10 protein-coding genes, 1 tRNA gene and 1 pseudogene are annotated in these 11,831 nt (G+C 71.0%); 5 read left to right on the top strand and 7 right to left on the bottom strand.

Annotated elements, in window-relative coordinates:
* From AX737_RS02675 to AX737_RS02650, 6 genes are all read right to left on the bottom strand, one after another.
* The coding region (locus tag AX737_RS02675; RefSeq protein WP_197430429.1) for an FAD binding domain-containing protein at nucleotides 1–555 on the bottom strand (555 nt) is incomplete at its 3' end.
* A complete protein-coding gene (gene paoA / locus AX737_RS02670; protein ID WP_066918793.1) occupies nucleotides 552–1,130 on the bottom strand; it encodes an aldehyde dehydrogenase iron-sulfur subunit PaoA in 579 nt (192 codons plus the stop codon). The genes AX737_RS02675 and paoA, both read right to left, overlap by 4 nt.
* A 155-nt stretch (nucleotides 1,131–1,285) precedes the next feature.
* The gene (locus AX737_RS02665) at nucleotides 1,286–2,218 is read right to left on the bottom strand and encodes an HlyD family secretion protein (protein ID WP_066918791.1); all 933 of its coding nucleotides are present in this window, start codon (nucleotides 2,216–2,218) and stop codon (nucleotides 1,286–1,288) included.
* Nucleotides 2,219–2,253: 35 nt separating this feature from the next.
* Nucleotides 2,254–2,463 (bottom strand): DUF1656 domain-containing protein, encoded by a 210-nt coding sequence (locus tag AX737_RS02660; RefSeq protein WP_066918789.1) that lies wholly within the window; start codon nucleotides 2,461–2,463, stop codon nucleotides 2,254–2,256.
* On the bottom strand, nucleotides 2,460–4,502 hold the full coding sequence (locus AX737_RS02655; RefSeq protein WP_066918788.1) for an FUSC family protein: 2,043 nt from the start codon (nucleotides 4,500–4,502) through the stop codon (nucleotides 2,460–2,462). The genes AX737_RS02660 and AX737_RS02655 overlap by 4 nt, the downstream gene beginning before the upstream one ends.
* Nucleotides 4,499–4,963 carry a MarR family winged helix-turn-helix transcriptional regulator gene (locus AX737_RS02650; protein WP_066918786.1) on the bottom strand — a complete coding sequence of 155 codons (465 nt, stop codon included), beginning with the start codon at nucleotides 4,961–4,963 and terminating at the stop codon, nucleotides 4,499–4,501. The genes AX737_RS02655 and AX737_RS02650 overlap by 4 nt, the downstream gene beginning before the upstream one ends.
* A gap of 204 nt (nucleotides 4,964–5,167) precedes the next feature.
* On the opposite strand from AX737_RS02650, the gene AX737_RS02645 reads away from it, so the two are divergent.
* Together AX737_RS02645 and AX737_RS02640 are read left to right on the top strand one after the other, a co-directional pair.
* Nucleotides 5,168–5,251: transfer RNA gene (locus AX737_RS02645), tRNA-Leu, on the top strand.
* Between the two features lie 508 nt (nucleotides 5,252–5,759).
* On the top strand, nucleotides 5,760–6,809 hold the full coding sequence (locus tag AX737_RS02640; RefSeq protein ID WP_066918784.1) for a hypothetical protein: 1,050 nt from the start codon (nucleotides 5,760–5,762) through the stop codon (nucleotides 6,807–6,809).
* Between the two features lie 144 nt (nucleotides 6,810–6,953).
* On the opposite strand, the gene AX737_RS02635 is transcribed toward AX737_RS02640, so the two are convergent.
* The gene (locus AX737_RS02635) at nucleotides 6,954–7,268 is read right to left on the bottom strand and encodes a helix-turn-helix transcriptional regulator (RefSeq protein WP_066918797.1); all 315 of its coding nucleotides are present in this window, start codon (nucleotides 7,266–7,268) and stop codon (nucleotides 6,954–6,956) included.
* A 335-nt stretch (nucleotides 7,269–7,603) separates the two neighbouring features.
* Here AX737_RS02635 and AX737_RS02630 point away from each other — a divergent pair, with 335 nt between their 5' ends.
* The 3 genes and pseudogenes from AX737_RS02630 to AX737_RS02620 all read left to right on the top strand — a co-directional run.
* On the top strand, nucleotides 7,604–9,346 hold the full coding sequence (locus AX737_RS02630) for a type I secretion system permease/ATPase (RefSeq protein WP_066918782.1): 1,743 nt from the start codon (nucleotides 7,604–7,606) through the stop codon (nucleotides 9,344–9,346).
* A gap of 3 nt (nucleotides 9,347–9,349) precedes the next feature.
* Complete coding sequence (locus tag AX737_RS02625) at nucleotides 9,350–10,717, top strand: HlyD family type I secretion periplasmic adaptor subunit (RefSeq protein ID WP_082772837.1); 1,368 nt, start codon at nucleotides 9,350–9,352, stop codon at nucleotides 10,715–10,717.
* Nucleotides 10,718–10,755: 38 nt separating this feature from the next.
* Nucleotides 10,756–11,831: pseudogene (locus AX737_RS02620) on the top strand (hypothetical protein); the annotation flags it as partial.

Genomic DNA, 11,831 nt, shown 5'->3' with positions numbered 1-11,831 from the left:
CTCGGTGCCCGCCGCATCGATCGTCTCCACCGTCGCGTCGAGGACGCGCATGGCCACCGCCATGTCGCCCGGATGCGTGGCGATGCAGGCCTCGCTGGAGCCGACGACGGCGAGTTGCCGGCTCGCCCCGTCCAGGGCCGAGCAGCCCGAGCCCGGCTGTCGCTTGTTGCAGGCCTGCGCGGTGTCGTAGAAATAGGGGCAGCGCGTGCGCTGAAGCAGGTTGCCGGCGGTGGTCGCCCGATTGCGCAGCTGGCCCGATGCGCCCGCCAGCAGGGCGCGGGAGAGGACGCCGTAATCCTTGCGGACGCGGGCGTCGGCCGCGAGGTCGGTGTTGCGCACGAGGGCGCCGATGCGCAGGCCGCCCTCCGGCGTCGGCTCGATCCTGTCGAGGCCGAGCCCGTTCACGTCGACCAAGTGGGTTGGCGTCTCGATCTGAAGCTTCATCAGGTCGAGCAGGTTCGTGCCGCCTGCGATGAACTTCGCCCCGGGGTTTCGCGCCACGGACGCGGCCGCCTCGGCGGGCGTCCCCGGGCGCTCGTAGCTGAAGGCCTTCATGCGCGTCCCCCGGCAACTTCGCTCATCGCCTCGACGATGTTGGAATAGGCGCCGCAGCGGCAGATGTTGCCGCTCATGCGCTCGCGGATCTCGGCCTCTGTGATCTCCGGAGCCGCCTCGAGATCGACCGTGACGTGGCTCGGGATGCCGGCGCGGATCTCCTCCAGCACCGCGACGCCCGAGCAGATCTGGCCCGGCGTGCAGTACCCGCACTGGTAGCCGTCGTGGCGCACGAAGGCGGCCTGCATCGGATGCAGGTTGTCCGGCTGCCCGAGCCCCTCGATGGTGACGATCTCCGCACCCTGGTTCATCACCGCCAGCGTGAGGCAGGCGTTGATGCGCCGCCCGTCCACGATCACCGTGCAGGCGCCGCACTGGCCGTGGTCGCAGCCCTTCTTCGAGCCGGTGAGATGCAGGTGCTCGCGCAGGGCATCGAGCAAGCTGGTGCGGGTGTCTAGTTCGAGGTCCCGCCTCTGGCCGTTCACTGTGAAGGCCACCCGGGCCAGGACGGGCCCGTCGCCGACCGGCCTGTCGCTGCGGGCGGGCGATGCCGCTGCGGCGGATACGTCCACCATCGAGTCTCTCCGGTTCTGGGCGTCGTGTGCCGCCCCCCCGCCGGCTCGACGCGAGCCGGCGGGAGCGCGGACAATTCAGATCGGCTCCAAACTAGGTTTCGGTTGCGCGCCGATCAGGGGGGCGGAGGCAGCGGCATCGCGTCCGCCGTCCGGACCTACCGGGAGGCGGGCGTCGCCGCGCCCCGCCAGGGCCGCAACGGGTCGAAAACGGGCGCGGACCCCTGCGGCTCGATCGCGACGGTCGCCGTGCGGCCGGAGACGAGGCGGACGCCTTTGGGCGCGGGGTCGAGGGCGATCCGGACCGGCACCCGCTGGGCGAGGCGGACCCAGGCGAAGGTCGGGTTGACGCTGGCCAGCAGGTTGGAGCCCGCCGTGCGCTCCCGGTCCTCGATGCCGCCAGCGAAGCTCTCGACCCGGCCGGTCAGCGTCGCGCTTTCGCCCATCAGCCGGACGCTCGCCCGGTCGCCGACCTGGATGCGCGGGAGCTTCGTTTCCTCGAAATAGCCCTCCACCCGCAGCGTATCGCCGTCGATGAGCGCCATCACGCCGCGCCCGGTGGTGACGTAGGCCCCGGGTCGCAGCTCCATGTTGGTGATCCGCCCGTTCACCGAGGCCCTCACGGCGGAGCGGGCGAGATTGAGCTTGGCGAGGTCCCGGTCGGCCATCGCCTGATCGTAGGCCGCCTTCGCCTCGAGGTTGGCGGCCCGCGCCGCCTCGACCCTCTGCTGGGACACGGCCGCGTCGCTGAGCTGCGTGTAGCGGGCGTAGTCGGCGGCCGCCTGCTCGGCGCTGGCGCGCTTGCCATCGACCACGGCCTCCGACTGCCGCAGGGCGAGCGCGAAACGGTCGGGATCGATCCGGAACAGGATGTCGCCCCGCTTCACCACTTGGTTGTCCTCGACCAAGACCTCGGTGACGAGGCCGGAGACGTCGGGCGCCACCGCGACCACGTCCGCGCGCACCCGCCCGTCCCGGGTCCAGGGCGCCTCCATGTAGTAGTCCCAGAGTGCGAGGCCGACGACGAAAGCGGCCGCGACCGTCGCCAGAGTGACGAGGAGCCGAAGGGAGAGCGCGAGGTACCGGGGCATGGGAGGATCCGGGGGACGGGGCTGCGCGCGGCGGCTCACGAAGTGAGCGGCACCGCGACCGAGACGACGGCGCCGAGGAGCAGCACGTAGAGGGCGAGGTCGAAGAGCGGCCTGTGCCAGACGAACCGGTAGAAGCCGAGGCGGGCGAGCAGTCGCCTGATCGGCACGCTGGCGACGAAAGCGACCAGCATCCAGGCCGCGAAGCTCGGAACGTAGACGCCGTAAAGGTCGAACTCACCCGTCATGCCGCGAGCTCCGGTTGCGCCCCCGCGCCGGAGGCGGCGCGGTAGGGTGCAGCTTCCGGGAAGAGGCCGCGACGGATGCCGACGAGTCCCATGAGCGCGGTCCGCCCGGTGGCCTGCCCGGCGTCGTGGCGGACCGCATCGAGCGCGGCGTCGATCGCGTCGAGGATGTCGGCCGGCGGTGCCTCGGCCCCGCCCTGGAAATGGCGCGCCAGGGCAGCGAGAAGCCGCTCGACCGCGGCGCGCGCCGGGCCGGATAGCCGACGGCGGTCCCGCCGCAACTCGACCACGTTGATGCCGACGCGGACCTCGGCCAGAAGGTCGTCCGTCCATTCCGCGTCGTCCGACGGCAGGGCCGCGAGGCGCGGCGCGATCAAGCCCACGCGATCAAGCATGAGCGCGGCGAGTTCGAGCCCGTTCTGTGCTCCGTGGCGCCCGGCGGCCCGGGCGAGGCTGCGGCGGTTGACGGCCCGCAGGCGCCGGGCAGACCATCCGGCGCCGACCGAGCGCACGAGGCGCGTGACCACGGCCGCCGTCCACATGCCGAGGATCACGGCGATCGCCGAGTTCGCGAAGGCAGCGAAGTCGGCGCTGTAGCTGCTCTGGAGCGCGATCAGGGTGGGGCCGTTGACCGCGGCGCCCATGGCCAGCGGCGCCGTGCGCGGCTGCGCCATGAACACACCGCAGAGCAGGAGGCTCGGGGCGAACGCCAGGGCCAGCATCTCGAAGGTGGTCGCGAGCGGGAGCACGGCGAACAGGTAGATCGCGGCCCCCAGCGCGCCGACGATGGCCGAGTTCGCGAAGCCGAGGATGGACGGCGCGGGATCGTCCTGGGCGGCGAAGAAGCTGCAGGCGACCGCCGCCATCATCGGGGCGCCGGCGCCGTCCGGCCAACCCGTGGCGATCCAGATCGCGCAGGTGAGCAGGATCGAGAGGAAGACGCCGACGGCCGACAGAAGGGCCATTCCGTGGTCGCGATGCCGGATCGTGCGGGCCGCGGCGGTGTACCGGAAGGCGAGCGGCTCGCCCACGGGGCTTCCGTCGGCCATGTGCCGCTGCAGCAGCCGGGTGTCCTGGCGAAGGTCGATGAAGTCGACGAGCCGGGCGAGGAGGCTCGCCCGCACGAGGTCGTCCCAAGTGGGCTGCGCCCCGAGATCCGGCGCGAGAGCCTCCGCGGTCCCGCGCAGCCGTGCGGCCTCGGCCAGGTCGGTGATGCCGGCAGCGATCCACGCGGCCATCTCGTCGAGAAGGTCCCGCAGGCGCTGGGGCAGGGCCCGTGCCCGCTCTAGAGTCTCGATGCGGTCGGCGATCGCCGAGACGATCGGCAGGAACATCAGCATGTGCTGGCGAAGCGTCGCCATGGCCTCGACCGAGCGCTCCGCGCCGATCATATCGTAGCGCAGCGGCGTCGCGAGCGCGTCGAACGCAATCGCGTCCGAGGCCAGCCGCAACCGCTTCGCCTGCGTGTCCCGCGCCGGACGGGCGCGGCCCAGCACGTCGCCCACCCAGGCCCGCGCGTCGTGCAGCCACAGGTCGAGCCGTCCCGCGATCGCGGGGACCACCGACTGGGGCAGGACGACGGAGGAGACCAGGCTTGCGCAGAGGATGCCGAGCGTGATCTCTTGGGCCCGCGCCACTGCGGTGTCGAAGACCGCGCCGGGCTCGCCGACCGCCGGGAAGCCGATCAGCGCGGCCGTGTAGCCGCCGAGCATCATCAGGTAGCTCCGGGGCGTCCGGTCGAGCAGGGAGACGTAGAGGCAGAGCGCGACCCAGAGCGCGATCGCGAGCACCAGAAGCTCCGGCGCATCCACGAGGTTCGGTACGAGGGCTACCGTCAGCACGGCGCCAAGCACCGTTCCACCGATCCGGTACACGGCCTTCGACCGGGTTGCCCCGGCCAGCACCTGGCTGGTGATGTAGACCGTGCCGACGGCCCAGTAGGGTTTTGGCAGGTCGATCCAGAGCGCCAGGAACAGCGCCAGCATCGCCGCCCCGAAGGTCTTGATCGAGAAGGCCCAGTCGCGCCAGCCCGGCAAGTTCATGCCGTCCCCCCGTCTGCCTCGCCGCCGAGCGGCGCCTGGACGGCCCGGAACACCCGCAGGCCCGCCTCGAGATCGGCAGCACTCACCTGCGCGAACACCGACTCACGGAGGCGGTCGAGGTCAGCCTCGATCTTCGCCGCGGCCGCTTGTCCGGCCGGCGTCAGGCGCAGGACCTTCGCGCGTCGGTCGGTCGCGTCTTCCCGGCGTTGGACCAAGTCGGCGGCGCAGAGCCGATCGAGAAGCCGGACCAGCGACGGGCCCTCGATACCCAGCGCCTCGGCGAGGGCGTTCTGGCGGGGCTCGCCTCCCATCCGGGCGATCAGCAATAGGGGTAATGCCGTCGCCTCCGAGGTTCCGTGGGCGACCGCGGCCATGTCGGCGAGCCGGCGCCACCGCCGCCCCGCCAGCAAGAGCGTCTGGGTATAAGCCTGCCGGATCTGCCGCAGATCCGCTGCCGCCACCGCCCACCGTCCGTCCGAGGGAGACCATACGCGGCATCGCTGCCGCTCAACAGATAGGATGCTATCTATTATCCAGCGGCTCGGCAAGCTTCGACCGGAGGGCTGTATTGCGCTTCCTGTCACGCACTGCTGGCGCTTCCGACACGCCTGCGATAAGGGGGCAGTGCCCGACTCTGGATCGTCGATGCAGGGTCTTGGCCGCGCGCGGGCGTGGCGAAACGGTAGACGCAGCGGACTCAAAATCCGCCGTAGCAATACGTGTCGGTTCGAATCCGACCGCCCGCACCATCGCTTCGCCGTCCACTCCCAGGATCAGGACCATCTACAGAGTCGCGGCGATGCGGTCGCGACGGACAGGGGGCGACCCGTAGCCTGCGTCCCACGCCGCGCTCGCGGCGAAGCCTCATACGAAATGCGTCGGCAGAGCCAGGGTCTGCGCGTAGGCGGTTAGCGCGACGGCGGCGGTGAGGCCGGCGGCCACGGCGGCGGTGAGGCGTGCCTTCAGGCTGGTCATGATCGGTCTCCGTGGTGGGGGTGACTTCGTTGAGCTGTAAACGCCAGCTTAAGGCCAAGGTTTCGCCACATTCGTGCGGCGCCGCACCTTCGGCGTCGGGCCCGGCGCGACGCCGAAGGCCGTGGATCCGCACTGCGCGGCGCGCGGCCCGGTATACCAGCCGGGTTGCCTTCTCCTGGGCCGACTGCCATCCCTCGGTCCCGCGGATGGTGCGGTGGGCCACAAGGCTCAGCGCCCGGCAGCGAACAACAAACGCAACAACGGACGCCGGGGAGAGAAGACGTGCCGAGAAACATCCTGATCCTGGGGGCCTCCTACGGTTCCCTGCTCGCGACCAAACTGCTGATGGCCGGCCACAATGTGACGCTGGTCTGCCGCCGCAAGACCGCGGATCTGATCAACGCCGAGGGGACCGAGGTCCGGATCAAGCTGCGCGACGAGCCGGAGCACCGAGCGATCCACTCGCGCGACCTGCCCGGCAAGCTCGACGCGACGCCACCGGAAGAGGTCGATGTCTCCCGCTACGACCTCGTCGGCCTCGCCATGCAGGAGCCGCAGTACAACAATCACACGATCCGCGTGCTGATGATCAAGATCGCGGCGGCGAAGCTGCCCTGCCTCTCGCTCATGAACATGCCGCCACTGCCCTATCTCAAGCGGATCCCGGGGCTGGCAGGCATGGACCTAGAGGAGGCCTACACCAATGCGGGCGTCTGGGACCGGTTCGAGCCGGGCCTCGTCTCGCTGTGCTCGCCCGACCCGCAGGCCTTCCGTCCGCCGGAGGAGGGGGCGAACGTGCTCCATGTCGGGCTGCCGACGAACTTCAAGGCGGCGACCTTCGCGGACGAAGCCCATAACCGGCTGCTGCGCGAGCTGGAGGCCGACATCGACGCGGTGCGCCTCGACGGCCACGACGTGCCGGTCAAGCTCAAGGTGTTCGAATCGCTGTTCGTGCCGCTAGCCAAGTGGTCGATGCTGCTTACCGGCAATTACCGCTGCATCACCCCCGGCGAGCCCCGCTCCATCCGCGAGGCGGTGCACGGCGACCTCGCCCAGTCCCGCGCGATCTACGAGCACGTGGACGCCCTGGCTCGGCGGCTCGGCGCCGACCCGGCCGACCAAGTTCCGTTCGAGAAGTACGCCAAGGCGGCCGAGAGCCTGCTCAAGCCCTCCTCGGCGGCTCGCGCGGTCGCGAACGGGGCGCCCTTCATCGAGCGGGTCGATCTTCTGGTGAAGCTTATCGCGCACCAGCTCGGCGAGCCCGACGCCGAGATCGACCGGACGGTCGCGACCGTCGATCGGAAGCTCGGCGAGCGGATCATCGAGGGCTGAACCGCGCTTCGCGTGGAGGCGCGGGTGCCGCGCCTCCACGCATCGCGCTTGTCCTATTTCGATCCCGCTGGGGGACGGGGGCAAGGTGCCGACGGACCGTGCCGGCATCGAGGGTCGATCCCGCTAGGTCCGATCCGACGCTGCCTACCTGCCCGGTTGCGGCTCCTCGCCGAACAGGATCTCGTGGGTGATCGGATCGTAGAAGCGCATCACGTTCCGTACGAGGTCTCGCGGCGCGACCCCGAGCGCGTCCGCCCAGGCACGGTAGCGGTCCGGCGGTATCCGGCCCCGACCCGTCTCGAGCTGAGAGATGAAGGTGTAGTATTCCGCCCCGACCATCTGGGCGAGCTGCCTCTGCGACAGGCCGCGCGCCTCCCTGAGCTCCTTCAGGTACCGGCCGCCCTCCCGGCGAAGCTCCAGCACGGCCTCGGAGTCCAGACGTTGGTGATGAGCATACACCGCGGCGTGCCTCCCGTGCGCAATCACTGCCGTGCGCCAGAGCCTGTACAGTGATATCCATATTTCAGGAACGCCGAACCCTGTCCAGGCGCTCCCGGAATCCTCTCGCTCGCACGTGGCGGCACGACGTCGGGTTCGCGGTGGGAAGCGCTTGGAACGTATTCGAACGGCCCTATTATCGCATCCCGTGTATTCTTGCCGACGGGGACGACGCATCCGCAGCGTCCGTTCGCCGGTCCAGGCACCGTAGGGCTGGCCCCGTCCGTGCGTTATACGGAGTGATCGGGGCACGACGTGCGTGCCGGCGTTGCGTGAACAGGAAGAGGGCTCGCCCTATGCGCTCGGCGCTGGACAACGGTTTCCGCGCGATGCGGCCGGTGCTGGCGACCGCCGTGGTCTTCGGCTTCTTCATCAACCTGCTGCTCTTCGTCAGCCCTCTCTACATGCTCCAGATCTACGATCGGGTCCTGCCCAGTCGTAACGAGACGACGCTGATCGGGCTCACGCTGATCGCCGCCTTCGGCATCGCCGTATACGCGGCCCTGGAGATGCTGCGCTCGCGCCTCCTGGTCCGCGGCGGCATGATCTTCGACCGGGAGATCACGAACCCGGTCTTCGATGCCGCCCACCGCGGCGCGCTGCTGCGGCCGGGCGCGCAGCACGAGTCGGCGCTGCGGGACATGGATATCCTGCGCGAATTCCTCACCGGCAGCGGCCTTCTAGCCTTCTGCGATGTGCCCTGGGCCCCGATCTTCCTCGTCGCCTGCTTCGTCCTCCATCCCTGGTTTGGCTGGATGGCGCTGCTCGGCGGCGGCACCATCCTGGGTCTGACGCTCGTCAACGAGATCGCGACCCGGCGGCCACTCGACGCGGCCAACCGGGCCTCGCGCGAGGCTGGGCAGCAGGCGGCGGCGACCTTCCGGAACGGCGAGCTCCTGCAGGCAATGGGAATGCTCGCCGCCCTGCGCGGCGTCTGGCGGGGTCGCCACGACGACGTGCTGAGGCGTCAAGCGGACGCGAGCGACCGGGCCGGCCTCATTGTGGCCGCGACGAAGTTCGTCCGGATGCTCCTCCAGACGCTGGTCCTCGGCGCCGGCGCCTACTTGGCGATTCACCGGGAGATCTCGGCCGGATCGATGATCGCGGCCTCGATCATCATCGGTCGGACCCTGGCGCCGATCGAGTCGGTCGTGGCGAACTGGAAGGGGTTCGTGGCTGCCCGCGCCAGCTATCGCCGGCTGAGCGACCTCGCCGCCGCCGCGCCGGACGCGCGACGGCTGACGCTGCCGCGCCCGCGCGGTCTGATCGAGGCCGAGGCCATCTCGGTCGCGGCGCCCGGTTCGACCCGGCCGATCCTGAGCGACGTCAGCTTCCGCCTGCAGCCCGGCAGTGTCGTGGGCGTGATCGGACCGAGTGCGGCGGGCAAGTCGACGCTGGTTCGCGCCATCACGGGAATCTGGCCCCTCCTCGACGGGAGCGTGCGCATCGACGGCTCCGACCTGCGCCACTGGGACCAGCAGGAGCTCGGACGCCACGTCGGATACCTGCCGCAGGACGTCGAGCTGTTCGACGGTACGGTGGCGCAGAACATCGCGCGCTTCGCCGACGCGGACGATGCAGCCGTCATCGCGGTGGCACGCCGGGCCGGCTGCCACGCGCTGATCCAATCCCTCCCGGACGGCTACAACACGCGGATCGGACGAGCCGGGACCGGTCTCTCGGGCGGCCAGCGCCAGCGCATCGCGCTCGCCCGCGCACTCTTCGGCGAGCCGAGCCTCGTGGTCCTCGACGAGCCCAACGCGAGCCTCGACCAGCCGGGCGAGGCCGCCCTGATGGAGGCGGTGACGGCGCTGAGACGGGCCGGGACCACGGTCTTGATCGTGACGCACAAGGTCGGCCTCCTCACCGAGGCTGACCAGATCCTGGTCATGGGCGGCGGCGGTCTGCAGAGCTGTGGTCCGGCCGAGCAGGTCCTCGCGCAGATGATCGGGCCCCGACCGGGGCCGACCTTGATACCGACGGCCGCCAACGCGCTGCAGGCCCATCGCGGCGCCGAAGCGCAGCGAAACGCGGGGTAGGCGATGTCCACGGCGCGGATCGAGACGCACACGGCGCTGCCGATCGGGCCGCGGTCCCCGTCGCGGGGGCCGTCCACGCCCGCGGACGCGATCCACTGGCGTCGCTACGCGGTGGCGGGCTACGCGCTCATCGTCGCGACCTTTGGGGTGGCGGGCACATGGGCGGCTCTCGCGCGACTCGATCGCGCCGTCATCGGCCCCGGCGTGGTCGTCGTGGAGGGGAGTCGCAAGGTGGTCCAGCACCTCGAAGGCGGCATAGTCCAGGAGATCCTGGTCCGCGACGGGCAGAGCGTGCGGGCTGGCGACGTGCTGCTACGCGTCGATCCCCTGCAGTCGCGCGCGAGCGCCGACCTGTTGCGGGGCCAGCTCGACGCCGCCTTGATCCTCGAAGCCCGGCTGCGCGCCGAGCAGGAGCCGGCGTCCGAGCTGCCGCTGCCCGCCGAGATCGCCGCCCGGCAAGGCGAGGGCGCCGTCGCCCGCATGATCGCCGACCAGGCGAGCCAGCTCGCGGAGCGGCGCGCGTCGTTCCGGGCTCAGCTCGCGCTCATCGAGAGCCGGGTCACGCAGTTCGAGACCGAGATCTCGGGGCTAGCGGTCGAGAAGGCGTCGGTGGAGGAGCAGGTCGCCCTGATCCGGCAGGAGCTGACTGGCCTGCGCAGCCTGCGCGAGAAGGACCTGATTCCGCTGTCGCGGGTCCTCGTCATGGAGCGCGAGCGCACGCGGCTCGAGGGCGTGATCGGGCGCTCCGTGGCCGACACCGCCAAGGCACGCAACGGCATCAGCGAGGCCCGGATGCAAGCCACCCAGCTCCGGCAGAAGGTTCAGGAGGGGTTGACGGCCCAGCTGCTTGAGACTCGGCAGAGGACGACCGAGCTGCGCGAGAAACTCGTCGTCGCCCAGGACGTCCTGCGCCGGCACGAGGTTCGCGCGCCGCACCAGGGCGTCGTCCAGGGCCTGAAGGTCTACACGCTCGGGCAGGTCATCCGCTCCGGGGAGGCGCTGATGGAGATCGTGCCGACGAACGACAGACTCGTGATCAGCGTCCAGTTCGCGCCCAACGACCTCGAGGCCATCCAGGCCGGCATGCGGGCCGAGATCAAGTTTCCGGCCTTCCAGACACGGCGCATGCCCGCGATCTTCGGAACCCTCACCACCGTCTCGCGCGACCGGCTGGTGGATGAGGGGACCAAGCAGCCCTACTTCGCCGGAACCGTCGAGATCGATGACCGGCTCCTGCCCGACGCGGTGCGGCCGCGCCTGCACGCGGGGCTGCCGGCCGAGGTCGTGGTCTCGGCCGGCGAGCGCACGGCCCTCGACTACCTCGTCGCCCCCTTCTCCGACGCGCTGGGACGCGGCTTCCATGAACGGTAGAGGCGCGGCGACCCGGCATCTGCGGAACGGAGGTTCGGATGAGTGAGGTGCTCTCGTTCCCTCGCCCGGATGCGATGGCCCGGCGCGGCTGGTCGCAGCAGGAACTCGCGGAATTCTACCGCGTCGAGGCCGCCCTCGTCCGGGCGGGGCTGTCGATCGATAGCGAACAGGGGCTCAGCGACGAGGCGGAGCCCTGGTTCGTCTTCTGCAGGCCGGACGGCGCCGCGATCATGCATTTCGCCCGGATCGGCGGCCGTTATCTGGTCGCCTCCGAGGTCCTCGAGGAGCCCATGTGGGGCAGCGATTTCCGCAGCCTCATCAACCGGGTCGCGGAACGCCATCCCGAACTCCTGCCGCTCCGGCACCGGGGCGACGGCACGCGGGTCACGGTCCATCCAGCCGCCCTGCTCGCCGCGCTCGTTGCCGCCGCAGCCGTCAGCCTGTCATCGACGGATGCCCGGGCGTCCGGATGGGACGGCACCGGCGCCGGCCCCGCGCCGCCGCCGCCGGGCGAGGCCCCGTCGGCGGCCGGCGCGACGGGATCGGCCGAGCCCGAGGCTCGGGAGAACCATCGCAAGCAGTTCGAGGCGATCGTGTTCTCCGCGATGATCTTCGCCGCCTTCGCGGCCGAGGAGGCGGAAGGGCGCTCGGAGCCTGAAGCGCCGGCCGCATCGCGTGCGCATGCCGCGGCCCAGGAAGGCGCGAGCGAAGCGGGAACACCCGCACCGACGGAGAGCACCGCGGGCGCCGGGGGCGGCGGCACGCCTCTCTCGACCACGCCAACCGGGGCAGGGGTAGGCTCCGGCTCCGCCGCGCAGGCGGGCTCGACCGGCGCCTCCCCGAGAGCCGGGGTCGATCCTGCCCACGATACGGTCGCGCAGACGGCGCCGACGCACGCCGATCCGGAGCCGGACGGTCGTGTCCCCGGATGGTCCGGTGCGACCGCCCCGTCCCGCGCCGTGGGATCGAGTCCGGCAGCCGAATCCGAGCACGCCGCGAGGTCGTCCGGCGGTTCGGGCGCCACCGAGCGGGTCCTTGCGTCCGCGGGCAGCGCGGTCGAGGCGACGTCCGAGAGGGGACCTCAGGAACGAGGCCACCCGGTGCAGGACGCGGT

Origin of the sequence: Methylobacterium sp. CCH5-D2, from assembly GCF_001556475.1 — a bacterium.
GTDB classification, from domain to species: domain Bacteria; phylum Pseudomonadota; class Alphaproteobacteria; order Rhizobiales; family Beijerinckiaceae; genus Methylobacterium; species Methylobacterium hispanicum.
Note: the sequence above shows the minus strand (reverse complement) of the source record. Positions and strands in the feature narration are given on the sequence as shown.